18 protein-coding genes and 1 tRNA gene are annotated in these 21,405 nt (G+C 66.6%); 9 read left to right on the top strand and 10 right to left on the bottom strand.

The genetic code is table 11. The annotated features are described in order from the left end of the window. Nucleotides 1-113 precede the first annotated feature (113 nt). Nucleotides 114-1,832, top strand: a complete 1,719-nt coding sequence (locus BSQ44_RS13310) for an adenylate/guanylate cyclase domain-containing protein (protein ID WP_072604916.1) — start codon at nt 114-116, stop codon at nt 1,830-1,832. Nucleotides 1,833-1,859: 27 nt separating this feature from the next. Here BSQ44_RS13310 and BSQ44_RS13305 read toward each other — a convergent pair whose 3' ends face one another. Continuing rightward, the gene (locus BSQ44_RS13305; protein WP_072604914.1) at nt 1,860-2,498 is read right to left on the bottom strand and encodes an invasion associated locus B family protein; all 639 of its coding nucleotides are present in this window, start codon (nt 2,496-2,498) and stop codon (nt 1,860-1,862) included. A 248-nt stretch (nt 2,499-2,746) separates the two neighbouring features. Between BSQ44_RS13305 and BSQ44_RS13300 the strand changes: the two genes are divergently transcribed. Genes BSQ44_RS13300 through BSQ44_RS13290 form a run of 3 tightly spaced genes read left to right on the top strand, consistent with a single transcriptional unit; the run spans nt 2,747 to nt 5,967 of the window. Continuing rightward, nucleotides 2,747-4,552, top strand: coding sequence for an extracellular solute-binding protein (locus BSQ44_RS13300; RefSeq protein WP_072604911.1), 1,806 nt, complete (start codon nt 2,747-2,749; stop codon nt 4,550-4,552). A 25-nt stretch (nt 4,553-4,577) separates the two neighbouring features. Further along, nucleotides 4,578-5,258, top strand: a complete 681-nt coding sequence (locus BSQ44_RS13295) for a DsbA family oxidoreductase (RefSeq protein ID WP_072604909.1) — start codon at nt 4,578-4,580, stop codon at nt 5,256-5,258. Nucleotides 5,259-5,313: 55 nt separating this feature from the next. After that, the gene (locus tag BSQ44_RS13290) at nt 5,314-5,967 is read left to right on the top strand and encodes a hypothetical protein (RefSeq protein ID WP_072604907.1); all 654 of its coding nucleotides are present in this window, start codon (nt 5,314-5,316) and stop codon (nt 5,965-5,967) included. A 15-nt stretch (nt 5,968-5,982) separates the two neighbouring features. Here BSQ44_RS13290 and BSQ44_RS13285 read toward each other — a convergent pair whose 3' ends face one another. After that, nucleotides 5,983-6,576, bottom strand: coding sequence for a GNAT family N-acetyltransferase (locus tag BSQ44_RS13285; protein WP_072604905.1), 594 nt, complete (start codon nt 6,574-6,576; stop codon nt 5,983-5,985). A 66-nt stretch (nt 6,577-6,642) separates the two neighbouring features. Here BSQ44_RS13285 and BSQ44_RS13280 point away from each other — a divergent pair, with 66 nt between their 5' ends. The 3 genes from BSQ44_RS13280 to aztB all read left to right on the top strand — a co-directional run bounded on the left by BSQ44_RS13280 (nt 6,643) and on the right by aztB (nt 9,781). Further along, nucleotides 6,643-7,974: a DNA polymerase IV gene (locus BSQ44_RS13280; RefSeq protein ID WP_072604902.1), complete on the top strand. Its 1,332-nt coding sequence runs from the start codon at nt 6,643-6,645 to the stop codon at nt 7,972-7,974. A gap of 110 nt (nt 7,975-8,084) precedes the next feature. Continuing rightward, nucleotides 8,085-8,909, top strand: coding sequence for a zinc ABC transporter ATP-binding protein AztA (gene aztA / locus BSQ44_RS13275; protein ID WP_072604900.1), 825 nt, complete (start codon nt 8,085-8,087; stop codon nt 8,907-8,909). An 8-nt stretch (nt 8,910-8,917) separates the two neighbouring features. Continuing rightward, nucleotides 8,918-9,781: a zinc ABC transporter permease AztB gene (gene aztB, locus BSQ44_RS13270; RefSeq protein ID WP_072604897.1), complete on the top strand. Its 864-nt coding sequence runs from the start codon at nt 8,918-8,920 to the stop codon at nt 9,779-9,781. A gap of 2 nt (nt 9,782-9,783) precedes the next feature. Here the strand turns inward: aztB and BSQ44_RS13265 are convergent, their stop codons facing one another. The 3 genes from BSQ44_RS13265 to BSQ44_RS13255 are packed head-to-tail and all read right to left on the bottom strand — an operon-like array spanning nt 9,784 to nt 13,003. Next, the gene (locus BSQ44_RS13265) at nt 9,784-10,992 is read right to left on the bottom strand and encodes an ABC transporter permease (protein ID WP_072604894.1); all 1,209 of its coding nucleotides are present in this window, start codon (nt 10,990-10,992) and stop codon (nt 9,784-9,786) included. Beyond that, entirely contained in the window at nt 10,992-11,693 is a 702-nt protein-coding gene (locus BSQ44_RS13260) for an ABC transporter ATP-binding protein (RefSeq protein ID WP_072604892.1), read from the bottom strand. The genes BSQ44_RS13265 and BSQ44_RS13260 overlap by 1 nt, the downstream gene beginning before the upstream one ends. Then, on the bottom strand, nt 11,693-13,003 hold the full coding sequence (locus tag BSQ44_RS13255) for an efflux RND transporter periplasmic adaptor subunit (RefSeq protein ID WP_072604889.1): 1,311 nt from the start codon (nt 13,001-13,003) through the stop codon (nt 11,693-11,695). The genes BSQ44_RS13260 and BSQ44_RS13255 overlap by 1 nt, the downstream gene beginning before the upstream one ends. 169 nt (nt 13,004-13,172) lie before the next feature. Here BSQ44_RS13255 and BSQ44_RS13250 point away from each other — a divergent pair, with 169 nt between their 5' ends. Continuing rightward, nucleotides 13,173-14,093 carry a PhzF family phenazine biosynthesis protein gene (locus BSQ44_RS13250; RefSeq protein WP_072604886.1) on the top strand — a complete coding sequence of 307 codons (921 nt, stop codon included), beginning with the start codon at nt 13,173-13,175 and terminating at the stop codon, nt 14,091-14,093. Between the two features lie 102 nt (nt 14,094-14,195). Beyond that, a tRNA-Lys gene (locus tag BSQ44_RS13245) sits at nt 14,196-14,271 on the top strand. Nucleotides 14,272-14,323: 52 nt separating this feature from the next. On the opposite strand, the gene BSQ44_RS13240 is transcribed toward BSQ44_RS13245, so the two are convergent. The 5 genes from BSQ44_RS13240 to BSQ44_RS13215 form a co-directional block, all read right to left on the bottom strand. Continuing rightward, nucleotides 14,324-16,108 carry an AMP-binding protein gene (locus BSQ44_RS13240; RefSeq protein ID WP_083534994.1) on the bottom strand — a complete coding sequence of 595 codons (1,785 nt, stop codon included), beginning with the start codon at nt 16,106-16,108 and terminating at the stop codon, nt 14,324-14,326. An 81-nt stretch (nt 16,109-16,189) separates the two neighbouring features. Further along, nucleotides 16,190-18,727, bottom strand: a complete 2,538-nt coding sequence (locus BSQ44_RS27515; RefSeq protein WP_235633235.1) for an amidase — start codon at nt 18,725-18,727, stop codon at nt 16,190-16,192. Continuing rightward, a complete protein-coding gene (locus tag BSQ44_RS13225) occupies nt 18,727-19,443 on the bottom strand; it encodes an ABC transporter ATP-binding protein (protein ID WP_072604884.1) in 717 nt (238 codons plus the stop codon). Before BSQ44_RS13225 ends, BSQ44_RS27515 begins: the two co-directional genes overlap by 1 nt. Next, nucleotides 19,436-20,467, bottom strand: coding sequence for a branched-chain amino acid ABC transporter permease (locus BSQ44_RS13220; RefSeq protein WP_072604882.1), 1,032 nt, complete (start codon nt 20,465-20,467; stop codon nt 19,436-19,438). Before BSQ44_RS13220 ends, BSQ44_RS13225 begins: the two co-directional genes overlap by 8 nt. Beyond that, nucleotides 20,468-21,334 carry an ABC transporter permease subunit gene (locus BSQ44_RS13215; RefSeq protein WP_072608043.1) on the bottom strand — a complete coding sequence of 289 codons (867 nt, stop codon included), beginning with the start codon at nt 21,332-21,334 and terminating at the stop codon, nt 20,468-20,470. Between the last annotated feature and the right edge of the window lie 71 nt (nt 21,335-21,405).

Here is a 21,405-nt window from a genome sequence, read left to right as displayed (position 1 = left end):
TCTCGGGCGGGGAGCTGATTCCGATCTCCGTTGCGCCGCGACCGGTCCGTCAGCGAGCCGGGATCGCGCGATCTTGCCCGTGGCAGGGAGGGAGCCCCGACGGGCAGAAGCGCATGCGCCTAAATCTCAGGGCCAAGATGCTCATCTTCACGGCGGTCATCGCCGCGCTGCCGCTGATCGTCGCCGGCCAGTCGGTGATCAGGGTCGCCCGCGACGAGTTGAAGAGCGCCGCCAACGAGCAGCTGGCCGTGACGGTCAACAAGGTCACGGACGAGTTCAACGATTTCCTCGAGTTCACGCTCTTCACGCCGCTCGACCTGATCCGCAACGCGCTCGGCGGCGACAAGCTGGGTTTCGAGGAAAAGATCGTGGTCCTGAAGCAGGGCATCGCCGATCTTCCCGACGTCGTGTCGCTGCAGGTCAACGTGGAGGGGCTGCCCCGGCCGATCGTGGTGGTCCAGGAGAGCTTCTTCAAGAAGCTGCAGCAGCACTTCGCCTCGCCGCTCGACGTCCTGCGCGTCGATGCGGACGCGCTGCCGGCCGGCTCGGATTCACGCACGGCCACCCAGGTGGCCTATCTCGCAGGGACCGGCGATTGGCTCGCCACACTCAGCCTGCCCATCCCCGGCGGCATCCAGGATCGCAGCGCGACACTCTATGCGCGCATCAGCCTTGCGCGGTTGAAGAACGTCGTCGCCAACGATCCCTTCGCCAAGACCGGATCGATTCGGGTCGTCGACCGGGAGGGGCGGATCGTCTTTTCCAGCGAGGACGGCGTCTACGATCATGCGAGCGTGCTGGCCAAGGCGCAGGAGATGCTGGCGGCTGAGACCGCGACGATCGCAGTGGAACCTTTCGAACTGGGCGACGGCTCCATCTCGCTCGGCGCGATCGCGGTGGCGCGCGCGTTTCCATGGGCGATCATGGCCGAAAAGGCGGAAGCGGATGCCTACCGGCCGGTGACGGACATGATCCGCAGCCTGGCGCAGTGGCTGGCGATCGGGCTCGCCGCGGCGCTCGCCGGCGCCACCTTGTTCGCGCTGGGCATTTCGCGGCCGATCCTGCGGATCGGAGAGGCGGCGTCCGAGATCGCCAGGGGCAATCTCGACATCCGCGTTCGCAACGTGCGGACGCGCGACGAGATCGGCGACCTAGCAAACCGCTTCAACGACATGATCGTGCAGCTCAACGAGCGCTTCGAGTTGCAGAAATTTGTCTCGCTCGGCACGATGAAGGCGATCCAGGGCAGCGACGCACGCACCGTCTCGCTCGGCGGCGAGCGGAGAAGCGTCGCCATCCTCTTCGCCGACATTCGCGGCTACACGGCGTTTTCCGAGAGCCGGGAACCGGAGGAGGTCGTCACCGTGCTCAACCAGTATTTCCAGCGGCTGGCCGACATCGTGACGGCGCATGGCGGCGACATCGACAAGTTCGTTGGCGACCAGATCATGGCCGTGTTCGCGGGAACCAAGATGTCCAAGCACGCCGTGGAATGCGCCATCGACATGATGAAGGCCATGGAAGCGATGGCCGAGGACACGGCCGCCGACCTGAAGATCGGCATCGGCATCAATGCCGGAGAGGTGGTGGTGGGGGCGATGGGCAGCAGCCACCGCAAGGACTTCACAGTGCTGGGCGACCACGTGAACCTGGCGGCGCGGCTCTGTTCGGCGGCGCACCCGGCGCAGACGCTGGTCTCGCGAAATGTGCAGGACGACCTGCCCGAAAAACTGAAAAAGGCGGCAAGAGACCTGCCGCCCATTTCCGTGAAAGGCAAGAAGGCGCCGATCGAGATCTTCGCCTTCAACGCGCCTGTGCCGCAGCCGGCATGACTGCGATCATGCCGGGAAGCGGAAGCCTCAGTTGGCGGCCGCCTTGGCCTTTTCCTGCTCTTCCTTCAGCTTCTTGGCGAAGTCTTCGTTGTTCTTGCTGACGAACTCCTGAAGCTTCTTCTGCCGATCCTCGATGTCCGCCTGCTGGAGCGGGGCGCCGTCGAAGGCATCCGTGAAGCCCTGAAGGGAAACCTTGATCGGGTTCGGCTGGTTCTGGAAGTTCACCGAGGTGAGCGTGAGTTCTGTGCCCTTCTTGAAGCTGCCGACGAGCCCGTCCGTCAGCGGCACCTCTGCAACGCAGCGATCCGGGAAGCAGACCGCATAGTCGACCTTCTGCGCCTTTCCGCCGTCGACCTGCATGCCGATGCCGGGCTGCATCATGCGTCCGGTCGGGACGGTGACCTGGAAGACCTTGCGGTTCACCTTGCCCTTGATCTCGATGAGGCTGACGCCGGTGATGAGCTGACCGGAATCGGCCAGGACGACGTTCTGCACGTTGCAGATGTCGATGTCTTCCTGCTTGGAGCATGCCTTGAACCAGCCGCGCGGCGGCTGCGGGGCCTGTTGCTGCTGGGCGCTCACGGGAACAATGCTGGCGGCCACGAAGCCGGTTCCGGCGGCGGCCAGGATCAGACTGCGCGCGATGTTGTTGGCTTTAACTTGCATCGGTTACGTTTCCTCTCGAAATCCGAGCCCTTAATGGTTGACCGCTCCTTGTTGGCCAAATGAGGCAACAGGATGACTGGCTCCGATCAACGGTCGATGTTCTCGCCTGACGGCGTGTTACACCGGCATCCGCGACGAATCCAGTGCGCAGACCGGATTTGTGCCGCTTTCGGGAGCCAAAGGGACGATCCGCGGGCGCGCCATGATAGGCTTGCCCCGAATCATCCGGGAACGACGTCTTTCTTGCAATGAAGAAGCTGCTTTTTGCCCTCCAGGTCGCGCTCGCGGCGATCATCCTCTCGCCGCCGGCGGCCGAGGCCGAGCCACAGCACGCCATCGCCATGCATGGCGAGCCGGCGCTGCCTGCGGATTTCGAGCATTTCACCTATGCCGATCCCGAAGCGCCGAAAGGCGGGACGATCGACTACGCCGTTCAGGGCACCTTCGACAGCATCAACCCGTTCATCATCCAGGGCTCGGCGGCGCAGGGCATCCTGGACCTGCGGTTCGGCTACAACGTCTTCGACAGCCTCATGCTGCGATCCTACGACGAGCCGTTCACCATGTATCCGTTGCTCGCCAAGTCGGTCGAGACCGACGACGAGCGGACCTTCGTGGAGTTCACGCTCGACGAGCGGGCACGGTTTTCCGACGGCGAGCCTGTGACGCCGGAGGACGTGCTCTTCACCCTGGAACTTCTGCGCGACAAGGGGCACGTGCGCTACGGCACGACAGTCAAGAAGATCGCGAAGATGGAGAAGGTCGGCTCACATGGCGTGCGCCTCACCTTCGCGCAGGGCGACCGCGAACTGCCGCTGATCCTGGCGCTGATGCCGATCCTGCCGAAGCACGCGACGGACGCGGAAAACTTCGACAAGTCCACGCTGTCGCCGATGATCGGCAGCGGACCCTACACCATCAGCGACGTCCGCCCCGGCGAGCGCGTGGTGCTGAAGCGCAATCCCGACTACTGGGCGAAGGACATCCCCTCCAAGCGCGGCTTTGACAATTACGACGAGGTGCGGATCAACTATTTCCGCGACGAGAACGCCTTGTTCGAGGCGTTCAAGAAGGGCCTGATCGACGTCCACATCGAGAACAACAGCGGGCGCTGGGCCTCCGAATACGATTTTCCGGCCGTCACGTCGGGCGACGTGGTGAAGGAGACTTTCGACAGCGGGCTGCCGTCGGGCATGTACGGCTTCGTCATGAACACGCGGCGCCCGGTGTTCCAGAACAAGGATACGCGCAAGGCGCTCACCCAGCTCTTCGACTTCGAATGGGCGAACCAGAACCTGTTTTCGGGCGTCTACACCCGCACCAAGAGCTACTACGACGGCTCGGAACTCGCCTCCTACGGTCACCCGGCGAGCGAGGCCGAGAACGCGCTGCTGGCCCCCCTCCCCGATGCCGTGGCACCCAAAATCATGGCCGGCGAGTGGAAGCCGCCGGTCTCGGACGGCACCGGCCGCGACCGCTCGTTCCTGAAGCAGGGCTTCGAGGCGCTGAAGAAGGCCGGGTACGAGATGAAGGACCGCAGGATGATCGGTCCTGACGGCAAGCAGCTTGCGTTCGAGATCATGCTGAAGTCGAGGGGCGGCGAGGAACTGGCGCTCGCCTGGCAGCGCACGCTCGCAAGCCTCGGCGTCGCGGTTACGTTGCGCTCGGTCGACGATGCGCAGTACCAGCAGCGGCTGATCACCTACGACTACGACATGATCCTGACGAGCTATCCGTCTTCGCTGTCGCCGGGCGTCGAGCAGGTCGGCCGCTGGGGGAGCATCGCCAAGGACGCGCCCGGCACCTGGAACTTCGCCGGCGTCGCCGATCCCGCCGTGGACGCCACGATCGACGCCATGCTCAATGCCCGCGAGCGGGGCGATTTCATCGATGCGGTGCGCGCGCTCGACCGCACGCTCCTGTCCGGCGCCTACGTGGTTCCGCTCTACCATCGGGACGAGCAGTGGCTGGCGCGCTGGAAAGGCATCGCGCATCCTGACAAGGTGCCGCTCTACGGCTATCAATTGCAGACATGGTGGCGCCAGCCGGACTGACGCCGAAGACCGCAAGGAGGCGATCATGGACAACCGGACCGGAGTGAGCGTGGACGTCATCTCCGACGTCGTGTGCCCCTGGTGTTTCGTGGGACAGAAGCGTCTCGACCGCGCACTGGAGATGGTCGATGGCGTGGAGGTGGACGTCCGCTGGCGGCCCTACCAGCTCGATCCGTCGATCCCGCCCGGAGGGCTCGAACGCAAGAGTTATATGCTGGCGAAGTTCGGCAGCGAGGATCGACTGCGGCAGATGCATACGAGCCTCAAGGAGACCGGGGCGCAGGAGGGCATCGCCTTCGCGCTGGACGCTATCGAGGTCTCGCCGAACACGCTCGACGCCCACCGCGTGCTGCGCTGGGCAGGATCGGCGGGTCCCGGCGTGCAGGACCGCCTGGCCCGGCGCCTGTTCGAGCTCTACTTCCAGGAAGGCCAAAACATCGGCGACGCATCGGTGCTCATCGATGCGGCGCGCGAGGCCGGCATGGATACGGCGGTGGTAGAGACGCTGCTGCCGACCGATGCCGACCGCGAAGCCGTGCAGGAGGAGATCGCGACCGCGGCCCGCATGGGCGTGCGCGGGGTGCCCTGCTTCCTCATCGAGGGCAAGTATGCCGTGATGGGCGCGCAGGACCCGGGCGTGCTCGCCGACGCGATCCGCCAGGTGGCGGAGCTGAAAGCCAGAGGCGAATTGGAGGCGGCGTCCTGACCTCCTGTCGCGCATATTCGCGGCGCCGACGACCCACCAGCACACGCGAACGTTCATGAGTGACGATCCCGAAACGGCGCGGCAGATCGCTGAACTTTCGCTGGACGAGCGGCCGCTGCTGGTGCTCGACGTCGACGACGTCGTGCTCGATTTCATCGGACCGTTTCCGCGTTTTCTGGCGCGCCACGGATACGAGTTGCGGCTGCGCACCTTCCGCCTGCTCGGCAACATCCATCATGTCGAGACCGGGCTCGCGGCCGAAAAGGAGCAGATCGCCGAACTGATCGACGCCTTCTTCGTGGCGCAGGCCGAGTGGCAGACTCTGCTGGAGGGGGCGGCCGATGCGATCGGAGGATTCGCGGACCGGATCGAGATCGTCATGTTGACGGCCATGCCGCACCGTCACCGCGAGACGCGGCGGACCTATCTGGACAGGCTCGGCCTCCACTACCCGCTGGTGACCACCGAAATGGCAAAGGGACCGGCGATCCGCAGCCTGCGCGGCACCGGCGGCCGTCCCGTCGCCTTCGTCGACGACCAGCCGCGCAACCTCCAGTCGGCGATCGAGACGGTGCCGGACACGCACGCTTTTCACCTGATGGCGGACAATTCGCTGCGCGAACTGCTGCCGGCGCCGCCGGAAGGGGTGACCATCGTGGAGAACTGGCAGGAGGCCGGTCCCCGGATCGCGACGGCGCTCGGGGTCTGACCGGCCAGCCGGTTCCTACAGGACCAGTCGCATCAGCGGACGGCCGGGCTTGCGGCCGGCGACCTTCTCGAACCCGGCCTTCTCGAACACGCGCGTGGAACCGACGAAAAGGCCGATGGAGCGTGAGCTCTTCGACTGGTCCATTGGGCAGGCGTCGAGGACCCGCGCGCCGTTGTCGCGGGCATAGCGGATGCCTTCGGAAACCAGTCGGTGGCTCAGCCCCTGCCCGCGCGCTTTCGACCGGACGAAGAAGCACGAGATCGCCCACGCGCCGGGGTCGGATATCTCTGAGGGGTCGAGCGGCGCCGATACGCGGCCGGCATTGTTCCACTCGGGCACGTCGGCGCGCGGGCCGATCTGCATCCAGCCGAGCGCGCGGTCGCCATCGAAGGCGAGGAGGCCCGGTGGCGGTCCGGCCTCGACCCGGTTCATCAGATGCGCCTTGTTGGATTCGCGATTGTTCTCGCGCCGCTTCGCGGGCGGCAGGCGGAAGTGGGTGCACCAGCAGCCGTAGCAGGCACCCTGCGGCCCGAACAGCTCTTCGAGCGCCGGCCACAGCTCGGGCGTCAGCGGCCGCACGACCGGCGAGCGGCTTTCAACAACGGACATGACATCTCCTTCCCGGTTGCCTTGCCCCGGCGGGGTGCCTCGACTATCATGCGGTTTGTTCCCTTTATGTTCGCAGCCATGGCGCCCGCTGTCAACAATCCTCTTGCCGGTTTCTGCCGCGATTGCCTGGCGCGCCAGCCGGGGATTTCCGCGCGCCGATGCGAGGCTTGCGGCAGCCCTCGACTGGCGCGCCACGCAGAGCTCTACCGGCTTTCGCTCGCTCATATCGACTGCGACGCCTTCTATGCCGCGGTGGAAAAGCGGGACCGGCCGGAGCTGCGCGACAAGCCCGTCATCATCGGCGGCGGCAAGCGCGGCGTGGTCTCGACCGCCTGCTACATCGCGCGGATCAACGGGGTGCGGTCGGCAATGCCGATGTTCAAGGCGCTCGCCGCCTGTCCCGAGGCGGTGGTGATCAAGCCGGACATGGAGAAGTACGCAAGGGTCGGACGGCAGGTGCGCGAGATGATGCAGGCGCTGACGCCACTGGTGGAGCCGATCTCGATCGACGAGGCCTTTCTCGACCTCGCCGGCACCGAAAAGCTGCACGGCATGCCGCCCGCGCTGGTGCTCGCCCGCTTCGCGCGCAATCTAGAGAAGGAAGTCGGGATCTCGGCCTCGGTAGGTCTCTCCTACTGTAAGTTCCTCGCCAAGATCGCCTCGGACATGCAGAAGCCGCGCGGCTTTGCCGTCATCGGCGAAGAGGAGGCCGTCTCCTTCCTCGCCGACAAGCCGGTGACGCTGATCTGGGGCGTCGGCAAGGCCTTCGACGAGGTGCTGGAACGCGACGGCATCCGCACGGTCGGGCAGCTCCAGAAGATGGAGCGCGGCGACCTGATGAAGCGCTACGGCACCATGGGCGAGCGGCTCTACCACCTGTCGCGCGGCATGGACGAGCGGCGCGTGCATGCCGACCACGAGGCCAAGAGCGTCTCGGCCGAGACGACCTTCGACACCGACCTCGCCTCGCCGGAGGATCTGGTGCCGGTGCTGCGGGCGCTGTCCGAGAAAGTTTCCTCGCGGCTGAAGAAGGCCGGGATCGCGGGGCGCACGGTGGTGCTGAAGCTGAAGACGAGCGACTTCAAGATACGCACGCGCAACCGGCAGCTCGCCGATCCTACGCGCCTCGCCGACCGGATCTTCTCCACCGGCCTCGAACTCCTGCGCAAGGAGACCGACGGCACCCGTTACCGGCTCATCGGCATTGGCGTCGGCGACCTGTCGGACGCAGCCAGGGCCGATCCGCCGGACCTCGTCGACCTGCAATCGCGCAAGCGCGCACTGGCCGAAGGCGCGATCGACAATCTGCGCGACAAGTTCGGCCGGAGCGCGGTCGAAACCGGCTACACCTTCGGCAAGGGCCGCAACGCGCGACCGCAGCGCGACGGCGATTCCTGACGGGCGAAGCGTTCGCCCGCCATAGCACGACCACCGGTTCGCGTTGACGGATGTAATAACATCACATATCGAGACGCGGTCGCCGCCCGTTCCGGCGCTATGGACCGTCCATGACCGAACCCGCCCTCGCCTTCGCCGACCTGACGCTCGGCTACAACCGGCATCCGGCCGTGCATCATCTCGATGGTGCGGTGGCGCGCGGATCCCTAACGGCGATCGTCGGGCCGAACGGCTCGGGCAAGTCCACGCTGATGAAGGGCATCGTCGGCGTGCTGCCGCCGATGGACGGAGCGGTACGCCTGCCGGAAGGCACCCGGCTTGCCTATCTGCCGCAGCAGAGCGAGATCGACCGCTCTTTTCCGGCTCGCGTCATCGATCTGGTGCGGCTGGGGCTGTGGCGGCGGCGCGGGCTGCTCGGGCGTTACACGGCCGAAGACCATCAAAGGTGCGCTGCCGCTCTTACGGCCGTCGGGCTGACGGGGTTCGAGGAGCGGCCGATCGACACGCTGTCCGGCGGGCAGTTGCAGCGCGCCCTCTTCGCCCGCGTTCTGGTGCAGGACGCCGACGTCATCCTGCTGGATGAGCCGTTCAACGCGATCGATTCCCAGACGGTCGGCGACCTTCTCGCCTTGATCGGCCGCTGGCACGGCGAAGGGCGCACGGTTCTCGTGGTCGTCCACGACCTCGATCTCGTGCGCCGGCATTTCCCTCAGACACTGATCCTCGCGCGCGGGCTCGTCGCCTGGGGCCGGACGCAGGATGTTCTCCTGCCCGAAAACCTTTCGCGCGCCCGCAGCTTTGACGAAGCCTGGAGCGAGGACGCCCCGTGGTGCGAGGCGGAGGAGGAGCATGTCCACGCCGACGGCATCCCGAACGGCCATCATGCACATCACGACCACGCCGGCGACGCCGCCAGGCGCCGTGGCGTCCTGTGAGCGGCGGCATGTACCAGGCGCTCATCTCACCGTTCGTCGAGTTCTCGTTCATGCAGCGCGCCTTGCTCGGGTCGCTGCTCTTGTCCGTCTCGTCCTGCCCGGTCGGCGTGTTCCTGATGCTGCGCCGCATGAGCCTGGCCGGCGACGCCATGGCGCATGCGATCCTGCCGGGTGCGGCGATCGGCTTCCTGCTGTTCGGGCTGGAGATCGTGCCGATGACCGTCGGCGGACTGATCGCCGGCGTCGTCGTGGCACTCGGTGCGGGTGCGGTCTCGCGCTTCACGCTGCAGAAGGAGGATGCCTCGATGGCCGCCTTCTACCTGATATCGCTGGCACTCGGCGTGCTGATCGTCTCCATGCGCGGCTCCAGCGTCGACCTGATGCAGGTGCTGTTCGGCACCGTGCTGGCGCTGAACGACGAGGCGCTGACTCTAATCGGATCGATCTGCGCAGTCACGCTGATCACCCTCTTCATCGTCTGGCGCGGCCTCATCGCCGAGTGCCTGGACCCCCTCTTCCTGCGCTCGGTGAGCCGCATCGGCACGCCGGTCCACTTCGCCTTCCTGGGGCTCGTTGTGCTCAACCTCGTCGGCGGGTTCCAGGCGCTGGGAACGCTGCTTTCGGTCGGGCTGATGATGCTGCCCGCGGCGGCGGCACGGTTCTGGTCGATCCGGGTCGGACCGATGTGCCTGCTGGCGGTCGGGATCGGCATGATCTCCAGCGTCGCGGGGCTGCTGCTTTCCTATCACTTCGCGCTGCCGTCGGGTCCGGCGATCATCCTGTCGGCGGGCGCGATCTATCTGGCGTCGATCCTGTTCGGCAGCCGCGGCGTACTGGCCGTGCGCGTGCGGCACCGCCACCGTACCGCCTGAACTTACTCGTGCCGGAGCGCGTCGATCGGATCGAGCCGGGCGCCGCGCAGCGCGGGGAAGAAGCCGAACACCATTCCGATCAGCGCCGAGAAGCCGAAGGCGAGGAGCACGATCAGCATCGAGGGGCTGAACGGCAGGCCGAGAAGCTGCGAGACGGCGCCGGCGATGCCCAGCCCGAGCGCGATACCCGATAGCCCGCCGATCGCCGACAGCACCGTCGCCTCGACCAGGAACTGCAGCAAGATGTGCTTCTCGTGCGCACCAATCGCCAGCCGGATACCGATCTCGCGGGTTCGCTCCGTAACCGAAACCAGCATGATGTTCATGATACCGATGCCGCCGACGAGCAGGCTGACGCCCGCGACGGCACCCAGCATGCCGGTCATGGTCGTCGTCGTGCTGGCCATGGCGTCGGCGATCTGGGTCATGTCGCGCACGGAAAAATCGTCGTCCGCGTCGGGCGCGATGCGCCGGCTCTCGCGCAGCAGGTCTTCCACGTTCGCCTGGATGGTCGAGGTGGGGATGCCGTCGCGTCCGGCGACGTAGATGGTCTCGATGTCGCGGTCGCCGGCGATCCGCCGCTGGAAGGCAGCCAGCGGCATCATGACGAGGTTGTCCTGGTCCTGCCCGAAGCCGGAAAAGCCCTTCGATTCCAGGAGGCCGATGACCTTGCAGCTCATCTGCTTGACGCGGATGGTCGTGCCGGTCGGGTCTCCGGGGCCGAAGAACTGGTCGCTGACCGTTTTGCCGATCACGCACACGCTGGCGCCCGAGCGTACCTCCGATTCGTTGAAGGGGCGCCCGTAGAGCAGCGACCAGTCGCGCGCGTCGAAATAGTGCGTGTCGGTGCCGGTGACCGCAGTCATGATGCTCTCCGTGCCGAAGACGGCGCGGCTCATCGACTGCGAGGCCGCGGAGACCGCCTGGCTGCCCTCCAGCTTGGTGGCGAGGATGGTGTAGTCCTTCTCCGAGAGAGGACGCGCCGTGACGCGCGGGCCGCCTGGGCCGCCGCCCCCGCCGGAACGCACCACCAGAAGGTTCGAGCCGAGCTTGGAGATGTCGGCCTTGACCTTCTCGGTCGTGCCAGAGCCGATGGTGATCATGGCAATGACCGCCGCCACGCCGATGACGATACCGAGCAGCGTCAGGAAGGAGCGCAGCGCGTTGCGGCGCACCGAGATCAGGGCGAGGCGAACCGTTTCCCAGACCATCACGCCATCTCCTCGACGCGGCTGTCGGCGGCTATCCGGCCGTCGACGAACTTCACTACTCGCTCGGCGTAGGTGGCGATGTCGGATTCGTGCGTGACCATGACGATGGTCAGGTTCTTCTCGTGGTTCAGCTCGGTCAGAAGCTCCATGATCTCGTGGCTGCGGGCGGTGTCGAGGTTTCCGGTCGGCTCGTCGGCCACGAGCAGCGTCGGTTCGGACACGATCGCCCGCGCGATCGCCACGCGCTGCTGCTGGCCGCCGGAGAGTTCCGCGGGCGTGTGGTTCTCGCGTCCTTCGAGCCCGACCCGGCCGAGGGCGGCGAGCGCTCTGCCCCGCCGCTCGCGCGCGGGCACGCCGCGATAGACGAGCGGCAGTTCGACGTTTTCGACCGCGGTGGTGCGTGCAAGCAGGTTGTAGCCCTGGAAGACGAAGCCGATGTAGAGGTTGCGCAGTATGGCGCGGCGGCCCCGATCGAGCCGCCCCGCGTCCACCCCGTCGAAGGCGTAGATGCCGCGCGTCGGCGTGTCGAGGCAGCCGATGATGTTCATCGCCGTCGACTTGCCCGATCCGGACGGCCCCATGATGGCGACGAAATCACCGCGCTCGATGGCGAGGTCCACGCCGGCCAGCGCATGCACCTGCGCCTCGCCGTGGCCATAGGTCTTCCAGACGTCCGTGAAGGTCAGAAGCGGCCTCGACATCAGCGTCGCGCCCGCGCGCCGGGCTGACCGGTGCCGGTGACCACGAGGTCGCCTTCCTCGAGGCCGGAGAGGATCTCAGTGTTCTCGCCGTCGGTCGAGCCGGTGCGCACGCTGGTCGCCGTCGGCTGCCCGTCGCGCAGCACGTAGAGCGTGCGCGAACCATCGGCCGCGACGGTAGACTGGCGCCGTTCGAAGATGCGGCTCATGCGGCGTCCGCCGAAGAGGTCCTGCAGGCCGAAGCCTCCCGAATCGCGCTCGATCGCAGGCGGCCGGAACCGGAAGGCGGCGCTCGGCACGAGAACGACGTCGTTGGCCTCGCGCGTCACGACCGACACGGTCGCCGTCATGCCCGGCCGCAACGCTAGGTCGGAATTGTCGACCGCCAGCCTGGCGTCATAGGTCACGACGCCCTCGGTGGTGACCGAGGCGAAGGAGATGTCGGAGATCGTCGCGTCGAAGCGGCGGTTCGGAAATGCATCGACGGTGAAGCGGGCGTCCTGGCCCTTGGCGACGGCGCCGATGTCGGCCTCGTCGATCGCCGCCTCCACGATCATGGTCTCGAGGTTTTCAGCGATGACGAAAAGCACGGGCGCCGATAGCGACGAGGCCACGGTCTGTCCGGGATCGACGTCCCGGGTCAGGACGATGCCGTCGATGGGCGCGTAGATGGTGCTCTTGGCGAGGTCGGCGCGCTGAAGCTTCAGATCCGCCGCGGCGATGGCGACGTTGGCCTGAGCGGTCGCGACGGCGCTGTTGGCACGATCGCGGGAGGCGACCGCGCCTTCCAGCGCCTGTTCGGTGACCATGCCGCGTCCGGACAGGCTCTGGGTGCGCGCCAGCGTCTGTTCCGTCTCCTTCAGCGTCGTCCGCGCCTCGTTGAGCTTCGCCTCGGCGGCCTGCAGGGAGGCCTCGGCGCGCTCGACCTGGGCGGAGAGACGCGTCGTGTCGAGTTCGGCCAGGACGTCGCCCTTTGCGACCGTCTGGTTCTCCCGGACCGGCACGGCGCGTACGACGCCGGAAAGCTCGCTGGAAACGTCGACCTGTGTAAGCGGCTGAAGGGTACCGGTGGCGGTGATCTCGACGGTCAGATCGCCGCGCGCGGCGGGCACCGTCTGATAGGCCACGACGTCTCCAGAACCGCTCGACGCGGACCACCACGCGTAGGCCCCGGCCGCCGCCACGAAAAGGAGGAGGACGAGCCATACCCAGCGCCGGCCGCGACGGCGCGTGCCGCCGGCCATGCCGAGCGCGTCCTCGATCGATTGTGTCGGGGTCTCGGCCGGCTTCGGCCGCTCGACGATCTGGTCCATGCCGAACCCTCTCCGGTTTCCAGTGCCGATCGCGGCGTGGCGTTCGCGAACGGACAGTCTGGCATGTCACCTTCAGGCCACAGATTGGGCCAGTGCGCGGATATTACAAATTAATTTTTGCTCATCTTTGCGCTATGTCACGCAGGCCCAAGCAAAAGGAGATCTGCTGATGACGCCGCGCCGGTACCAGATCTACGACGTCTTCACGGATCGCGCGCTCGCCGGCAATCCGCTGGCGATCGTCCACGATGCCGAAGGCCTTTCCGCCGAGGCCATGCAGGCGATCGCCGCCGAATTCAATCTCTCCGAGACCGTCTTCGTCGCGCCTCCGTCCCATCCGGTCCATACCGCCGCCATCCGCATCTTCACGCCACGCTCGGAATTGCCCTTCGCCGGGCACCCGACGGTGGGCACCGCGATCGCGCTGTTCGAACGGGACGGAATGCAGGAGAGGACCGGCGGGACGGCGATCCTGGTGCTGGAGGAAAAGGTCGGCCCGGTGCGCTGTGCCGTCACTCGGACGGACGGGGCAACGGCCTTCGCTGAGTTCGACCTGCCGCGCTTGCCGGAGCCTGTGGCGCTCTCTGCCGAGCCCGAGCTCATCGCCGCAGCGCTCGGCCTTGATCCCGACGACATCGGCTTCGAGAATCACCGGCCCGCGGCATGGTCTGCGGGCGTACCCTTCGTGGCGGTACCCGTCAGCGGGCTCGATGCCGCAGCTCGCGCCAGTATGGACGCCCACGCCTGGCTCGACATCGCGCCCCGCATCGGGTCGACGATCGCCTACGCCTATGTCTACTGTCGGGAGACGGTCGACCACGCATGCGGTTTCCATGCCCGCATGTTCGCCACTCATGACGGCATCCCCGAGGATCCGGCGACGGGAGCGGCGGCGGCAGCCTTCGCCGGCCAGATCATGCAGCACGACGAGCCTCTGGACGGCGACTACCGGGTCTGGATCGAGCAAGGCGTGGAGATAGGCCGGCCCTCAGCGATCCGGCTCGAGATCGACGTCGCGCAAGGCCAGATCGGCGCTGCCCGGATCGGAGGACACGCGATCCGAATGGCCGAGGGTACGCTGTCGGTCTGATCGCCGCGCCGGCAAAATAGTCGGTCGGGAAAGGGTTGCAACGGTGCGGTCGACCCGCTATGTAGCCTCCACGTCGGCGTCGAACGCGACACTGGCGCCCGGGGGTGATTAGCTCAGTTGGTAGAGCAGCTGACTCTTAATCAGCGGGTCGTAGGTTCGATCCCTACATCACCCACCATTTTTCCCAAGCAATCCCCGTTGCGCAGCCCGATGGGCAAACACGCGAGACTTCACGCGGTCTTCGATTCGCTGAGTCCGAGTTCGGCCACCATCTCGTCGCGCATGATGAATTTTTGCGGCTTGCCGGTGACCGTCATCGGCAAGGCGTCCTTGAAGCTTACATAGCGCGGCACTTTGTAGTGCGCGATCTGGCCGCGGCAGAAGGCTCGGATCTCTTCCTCGGTCGCTTCCTCGTGCGGGTGAAGCACGATCCAGGCCGCCAGTTCCTCGCCATAGCGCTCGTCCGGCACGCCGAACACCTGCACCTGCGCGACCTTGGGATGGCGATAGAGGAACTCCTCGACCTCGCGCGGATAGACGTTCTCGCCGCCGCGGATCACCATGTCCTTTACGCGTCCTACGATGTTGCAGTAGCCGTCGCCGTCGATCGTCGCCAGATCGCCGGTGTGCATCCAGCCGTCCGCGTCGATCGCCTCGGCCGTCTTGTCCGCGTCGTCCCAATAGCCCTTCATGACGGAATAGCCGCGCGTGCAGAGTTCGCCCGAGACGCCGACCGGCACGGTCTGCCCGGTCTCGTCGATGACCTTGACCTCGACATGCGGATGAATGCGCCCGACCGTCGAGACGCGCTTTTCCAAGGGATCGTTGACATGGCTCTGGAAGGAGACGGGGCTGGTCTCCGTCATCCCGTAGGCAATCGTCACCTCGGGCATGTGCAGATCAGAAACGACCCGCTTCATCACCTCGATCGGACAGGGAGCGCCGGCCATGATGCCGGTACGCAGCGACGTCACGTCGAAGCGCTTGAAATCCGGATGGTCGAGCATGGCGACGAACATGGTCGGCACGCCGTAGAAGCCGGTGCAGCGCTCGCCTGCCACGGCCTGCAGGGCGGAGGTCGCATCGAAGCCCTCGCCGGGAAACACCATGGTCGCACCCTTGGTGACGCAGCCGAGCGTGCCCATCACCATGCCGAAGCAATGGTAGAGCGGCACGGGGATGCACAGCCGGTCGGCCTCGGTGAGCCGGATCGTACGGGTGACCATGTCGGCATTGTTCAGGATGTTGGCATGCGTCAGCGTCGCGCCCTTCGGCGCGCCGGTGGTGCCGCTTGTGAACTGGATGTTGATCGCCTCGTCGGGATCGAGCGTGGCCGAGACGGCATCGACCGTGCGCATCTGTGCGGGGCCGGCGAGGTTCGCGAGATCATCGAAGGAGAGCATGCCAGGGGATTTTTCCGCGCCCATGCGGATGACTGCCCGAAGCGAAGGCACACGCCTGGCCTGTAGCCGTCCCGGCTCGGCCGTCTCCAGTTCCGGCGCAAGTGAGCGGATCATTTCGAGATAGTCGCTCGACTTGAAGCGCGCCGCGGCAACCAGCGCCTTGCAGCCGACCTTGTTCAGCACGTATTCGAGTTCGGAGAGGCGGTAGGCGGGATTGATCGTCACCAGCACCAGCCCGACCCGCGCGGTGGCGAACTGGGTGACCAGCCATTCGGGACGGTTCGGCGACCAGATGCCGATCCGGTCGCCCTTCTCCAGCCCGAGCGCGAGGAGCCCCGCCGCCACGGCATCGACCTCGCGTGCGAACTCGCTCCAGGTGTAGCGCCGCCCCGCCTCGCAGAAGATCGCCGCGGGGCGGTACCCGAGCCGCGCCACGGTCTGCGCAAGCGCTTGCGGGATCGTCTGGCGCAGGAGCGGAACCGATCGGTCGCCCACGACCCAGGACTTGTCTTCGCGCGGCTTCAGCTCCGCGGGATCGGTTACCGGCTCCGCCTCCCGCGTCAGCAGGCTTTTCGACAGGACCCCTCCCAGAGGTTCCGACAATCCGTTCATGATGCTCCTCCCGATGAGCATGCGTTGCTCGCGGCGTGAAGATGGCAGGAATGGCGCGGACGGCCAAGCCTGCCGCTCGCCTCACATCGTCCGCCAGTCTCCGATCCGCTCGAAGGCGGCGGCAGCCCGGTAGATCGTGCTCTCCTGGTAGTGCCGCCCGATCAGCATCATGCCGATCGGGAGCCCTTCCGACAGGCCGCAGGGAATGGTCATCGCCGGGTGCCCTGTCGTGTCGAACGGACAGGTGTTGCCGATCATCTCGAAGGCGCGCTGGATGTAGAGGGCGAGAGGCGCGTCGGACGGCGGCAGCGGCTGAGCCTTCATGGGCATGGTGGGCATCAGCAGCAGATCGTACTGGCCGAGCGCGGCGTCGTAGGCCGCGCGCAGCCGACGCGACAGGTTCTGCGCCTTGGCGTAGTAGTGCCCGCGATGGTGCTTGAGCATGTACTCGCCCACGAACATCGAGATCTTCAGGCTCTTCGACAGTTCGTCGGCGCGTGCGCGCCAATTGGAATGATAGTCGAGCAGGCTGGTGACGTAGAGTCCGCGCCAGCCGGTGGCAAAGCCGTTGCCATGCATCATGATGTCGGTCAGGCCTTCAAGCGCGATCGGCGTCCAGATCGCCTGGCCCTGCATGTGCATGGGAACGGAAATGTCCTCCACCGTCGCGCCGAGATCGCGGAAGCGCCGGGCGGCGACGCGGACCTTCTCGTCGACGTCCGCTTCCGATTCAGGGCGGCCGAACCCCTCGCGCACGATGCCGATGCGCATGCCCGACACCCCCTGCCCGAGCGCGTCGGTGTAACGGTCGATGCGCGGCGCGTACTGGCGTGGGTCGAGGCCGTCCTCTCCGGCGATGACTTCCAGCAGCAGCGCGTTGTCGCGCACGTTCTGGGTGATCGGTCCGGCATGGTCGATCGTCGGCTCGATCGGCATGATTCCGGTATAGGGCACCAGCCCGTGGGTGGCCTTCATGCCGTAGGCGCCGGAGAAGGAGGCCGGCATGCGGATCGAGCCGCCCTGGTCGCCGCCGATCGCCATGTCGACCTCTCCCGCCCCGACCAGCGCCCCGGAGCCGGAGGACGAGCCGCCGGCGATGTAGCCCCTCTTCCAGGGGTTATGAACAGGCCCGGTCGCGTTGGTGTGGCTGCCGCCCGAAAGGCAGAAAAATTCGCAATGCGCCTTGCCCACGATGGTGCCGCCCGCGTCGAGGATGCGGGTGACGACGGTGGCGTCGACGTCGGGCGTATAGCCTTCCAGCGTCGAGGCACCGTTCATCATCGGCACGCCTGCCAGGCAGACATTGTCCTTGAGCACGATCTTTCGCCCAGCGAGCGGTCCCGAATGCGCACCGCGCACCTCGGACTTGACGTACCAGGCGTTCATCGGGTTTTCGGACGCCGGAGGCCGATAGCCCGGCGTGCGCGGATACTTCACCTGCGGCAGGTTGTCGGGCATGCCGGCAACGACGTCGTAGGCCTCGAAGGTCGCTTCCATCAGCGTCATGTAATCCATGATCTCCCGGTCGCCCATCGACATGTGGAGGCCGCCGACCAGACTGCGCATCTGCTCCAGCGTGGGTCGCCTGATGCTCATTGAAAACTCCCTCGGAAGATCGGTTGGCGCACGCTCCGGGCCGCGCGGGATCGCAGGCGCTGCGGCAGGAGGCGCGGAATGGGTGGACGATGGATAGGACGCAGCCATCGCGGCCGGCGCGGGGCGCGCCGATGAGGGCGAGAGCATCGCATGCGCGGCCATGGCGGGATTGCCGGCGGGGCTGAAGGTCGGCACGCCGGGCAGGGCCTGCGCCGGTGCGCCGGAGGGGCGGGAGCCGGCGGGCCGCGCGGGCGAGGGTGATGTCGCGCCATGGCCGCCGCCGGCACGGGTGCGGCGCACCGATCCGAAGCCGAGGAATTCCTCCACCTGGCGCGGGTCCTTCAGCGCCTCGGCATGGATCTCGCCGGTGACGCGGCCGCGCTCCAGGACGACGACCCGGTCGGACAGCGTGGCGATGAACTCGAAATTCTGCTCGACCAGCACGACGGTCAGGCCGCGGCTCCTGCGCAATCTTGTCAGCGTGTCCTCGATCTCCTCGATGATGGAGGGCTGTATGCCCTCGGTCGGTTCGTCGAGAAGGAGGAGCCAGGGATTGGCCATGAGGCAGCGGGCAAGCGCCAGCAACTGTTGCTCGCCGCCGGATAGCGCACCGCCGTCGCGATCGAGAAGGCGCTCGACGCGCGGGAAATCGGCGAGCACGCGGTCGACGGCTTCGCCCTCGTCCAGCCCCGTGTCGGCATGCCAGGCCATGCGCAGGTTGTCGCGCACGGACAGTTTCGGGAAGATGCCCCTGCCCTGCGGCACGTAGCCGATGCCGCGCCGCGAACGCTCGTGCGGGGGAAGCCCGGTGACGTCCTCGCCGTCGAGCCTCACCGTGCCGCCCGTCGCGGGGATAAACCCCATCACGGTCTTCAGGAGCGTCGACTTCCCCATGCCGTTGTGGCCGAGAATGCCGACGAATTCGTCAGCGGCGACGGTCAGGTCGATGCCGTGCAGGACGGGGATGCGCCCGTAGCCGGCCGTCAGGCCGCGGATGTCGAGAGCGGAGCGCGTGTCGGTCATCAGCCCCTCTTGCCCAGGTAGACGTCGCGCACGCGGCTGTCGCTCATGACGGCCTCGACCGTGTCTTCCATCAGCACGGCTCCCTGCGAGAAGACGGTAATCTGTGCCGCGATCGAGCGGATGAACTGCATGTCGTGCTCGACGATGATCAAAGCCGCGTCGCGGTTGATCTCGTGGATGATGCCGACCATGCGCTCGACCTCCTCGCCGGTCATGCCCGCCGCCGGCTCGTCCAGGAGCACCAGCCAGGGGCGCGCTGCGACCACGATGCCGAGTTCGACGCGCTGGCGTTCGCCGTGTGCGAGCCGTCCGACGGTGGAACGTGCGATGTCGCCGAGGCCGAGCCGCTCGATGACCTCGGCCGCGATGCGATCCGCCTCCCGGGCACCGCTCAGGCGGTAGGCCGACAGCCAGACGTTCTCGCGCACCGACAGACCGTCCATGACGCTCGGCACCTGCGTCTTGATGCCGATGCCCATGCGCGCGACGTACTGCGGGTCCCAACCGGTGGTTTCGATGTCGTCGATGAAGACCTCGCCGGCGGTCGGCTTGAGGATGCCGGTAAGGCAGCGGAAGAAGGTGGTCTTGCCCGCGCCGTTCGGCCCGATCAGGCAGCGAAGCTCGCCGCGGCGGAGCTTGAAATTGACGTTGTCGACGGCGGTGACGCCGCCGAACCGCATGGTGAGGTTGCGGGTCTCGAGGACGACGTCAGCCATCGGCGCGCGCTCCCCTGGGTCCGCGGCGTCGCCTGCTCCCGGGGCCTCTGCGGCGCGACGAGCGGCTGAAGGCAGTGATCAGCGACGGCACCACGCCGCGCGGCAGGACGAGCACGACGACGACGAGGATCAGGCCCATGACGAGCACGTTGTCGACCGCCGTCTGCTGGCCGAGCGCGAATTTCAGGTAGCCGAGAACCGCCGCGCCCAGGACGGGTCCGACCAGCGTGCCGAGACCTCCGACGATGCACCAGATGATGATCTCGGCCGACTGGCCGAGCGAGAAGAGACCGGGCGTCACGATCTCGGCCCAGGAGGCATAGAGCGCGCCCGCGAGCCCCGCGATGCCGCCGCCGATCGCGAAGAGGACGCTCTTGCGAAGTCGTGCGTCGTAGCCCATCAGCTCGACGCGGTTCTCGTTTTCCCGGATGGCTACGGCGATGCGGCCGAACGGACTCGCCAGCAAGAGCCGCACCAGCACGTAGACGACGAGCAGGATGACGAAGCAGGTGTAGTAGAGGCTCTCGTCCCAGATGTAGGCGGAGGCGTCACCCGGCACGTTGAGTGTCTGGTAGCCAGGGATGCCGTTGTAGCCGCCGAGGCGGGCCTGCCCGATCTGGTATTCCGGTCCCGCCGTCGTGTTCATGAAGCGGAAGAAGATCAGCGTCACGACCAGCGTGATGACGCCCATGTAGACGTCCGTGAGCCTGCCGTAGAACATCATCGCGCCGAGCAGGAATGCGAAGACGAAGGGGATGGCGATCGCCAGGAGCATCGGTACCGTGCTCTCGCCGATGTTGGCGGCCGAGATGGCGTAGGCATAAGCGCCTAACCCGTAAAACGCGGCCTGGCCGAAACACAGGATGCCGCCGAAGCCCCAGATAAGGCCGAGGCTCAGCGCAAGCATGCCGTAGATCACCAGCAGCGTGAGCGTGTAGAAATTCAGGATCAGCGGCGCCGCGAACATCACGACGATGCCCGCCGCCACGACCCAGGGCGCGTCTCGAAGGGCGCTGCGGTCCATTCAGAGGCGTCCCTTGAAGAAGCGGCCGGTGATGCCCTGAGGCAGTAGGCGCAACAGCACGATGGCGGCAACCAGAAGCGCCACTTCGCCGATGACCGGCCCGGAGAGGAAGGTGAAGGTCTGCGACACGAGGCCGAAGACGGTCGCGCTGGAGAGCAGGCCGAGGACGATAGAGGCGCCACCGGAGATGACGGTGATGAAGGCCTTGGCGATATAGAGCGTGCCCCACGTCGGCACGAGGCCGACGAGCGGCGCGAGCACGCCCCCGGCAAGCCCGGCAAGCGCCGAACCGACGAAGAAGGTCGTCATGTAGACCCGGTCGGGGCTGTAGCCGAGGGCCGAGGCCATGTCGGCGCTCTGCATGGTGCCGCGGGCGACGAGGCCGAGCCGGGTGCCGCGCAGGACGATATAGGAAGCGACCAGCAGCAGGATCGATACGATGATGATGAAGAAGTTGTAGCCGTTGATCTGGTAGGCGCCGAGGGTGAAGCCCTCGATCGGCGTCGAGACGCCGGTCGTCGTGTTGCCGAAGATCATGACCGCCGCGCCCGTGAAGGCGAGGCTGAGCCCCCAGGTGGCAAGCATCGTGTCGACGAGCCGCCCGTAGAGGAAGCGGATCACGAGCCGTTCCACGACGAGCCCGATCAGGCCGACGGCGAGCGGCGCCACGATCAACATCGCGACATAAACGTTCACCCCCGCCTTGACGGCGACGATTGTCGCGTAGCCGCCCATCATCATGAACTCGCCATGGGCGAGGTTGATGACGCGCATCATCCCGAACACGACCGCCAGCCCGGCGCTGATCAGAACCAGAACCGCGATCGAATAGAGGATTTCGAGGATGAAGACGGCTGCGAGGTCCATCAGGGCCCGCTCTTTCCTGTCGGAATTGGTATCGTGTCCGGCCATCCGGACGCTCCCCCTCCGGCTAGCCG

It is taken from the genome of Aquibium oceanicum, from assembly GCF_001889605.1.
In the GTDB taxonomy this organism is placed as follows: Bacteria; Pseudomonadota; Alphaproteobacteria; order Rhizobiales; family Rhizobiaceae; genus Aquibium; species Aquibium oceanicum.
This window is presented reverse-complemented; position numbering and strand designations above follow the sequence as displayed.

Coding starts and splice junctions, on each gene's coding strand:
- BSQ44_RS13300 (WP_072604911.1), top strand. CDS start 2,747: ATGAAGAAGCTGCTTTTTGCCCTCCAGGTCGCGCTCGCGGCGATCATC.
- BSQ44_RS13255 (WP_072604889.1), bottom strand. CDS start 13,003: ATGGACCAGATCGTCGAGCGGCCGAAGCCGGCCGAGACCCCGACACAA.
- BSQ44_RS13260 (WP_072604892.1), bottom strand. CDS start 11,693: ATGTCGAGGCCGCTTCTGACCTTCACGGACGTCTGGAAGACCTATGGC.
- BSQ44_RS13295 (WP_072604909.1), top strand. CDS start 4,578: ATGGACAACCGGACCGGAGTGAGCGTGGACGTCATCTCCGACGTCGTG.
- BSQ44_RS13225 (WP_072604884.1), bottom strand. CDS start 19,443: ATGGCTGACGTCGTCCTCGAGACCCGCAACCTCACCATGCGGTTCGGC.
- BSQ44_RS13290 (WP_072604907.1), top strand. CDS start 5,314: ATGAGTGACGATCCCGAAACGGCGCGGCAGATCGCTGAACTTTCGCTG.
- BSQ44_RS13215 (WP_072608043.1), bottom strand. CDS start 21,334: ATGGACCTCGCAGCCGTCTTCATCCTCGAAATCCTCTATTCGATCGCG.
- BSQ44_RS13240 (WP_083534994.1), bottom strand. CDS start 16,108: ATGAACGGATTGTCGGAACCTCTGGGAGGGGTCCTGTCGAAAAGCCTG.
- BSQ44_RS13220 (WP_072604882.1), bottom strand. CDS start 20,467: ATGGACCGCAGCGCCCTTCGAGACGCGCCCTGGGTCGTGGCGGCGGGC.
- BSQ44_RS13310 (WP_072604916.1), top strand. CDS start 114: ATGCGCCTAAATCTCAGGGCCAAGATGCTCATCTTCACGGCGGTCATC.
- BSQ44_RS13305 (WP_072604914.1), bottom strand. CDS start 2,498: ATGCAAGTTAAAGCCAACAACATCGCGCGCAGTCTGATCCTGGCCGCC.
- BSQ44_RS13250 (WP_072604886.1), top strand. CDS start 13,173: ATGACGCCGCGCCGGTACCAGATCTACGACGTCTTCACGGATCGCGCG.
- BSQ44_RS27515 (WP_235633235.1), bottom strand. CDS start 18,727: ATGACCGACACGCGCTCCGCTCTCGACATCCGCGGCCTGACGGCCGGC.
- aztA (WP_072604900.1), top strand. CDS start 8,085: ATGACCGAACCCGCCCTCGCCTTCGCCGACCTGACGCTCGGCTACAAC.
- aztB (WP_072604897.1), top strand. CDS start 8,918: ATGTACCAGGCGCTCATCTCACCGTTCGTCGAGTTCTCGTTCATGCAG.
- BSQ44_RS13265 (WP_072604894.1), bottom strand. CDS start 10,992: ATGGTCTGGGAAACGGTTCGCCTCGCCCTGATCTCGGTGCGCCGCAAC.
- BSQ44_RS13280 (WP_072604902.1), top strand. CDS start 6,643: ATGTTCGCAGCCATGGCGCCCGCTGTCAACAATCCTCTTGCCGGTTTC.
- BSQ44_RS13285 (WP_072604905.1), bottom strand. CDS start 6,576: ATGTCCGTTGTTGAAAGCCGCTCGCCGGTCGTGCGGCCGCTGACGCCC.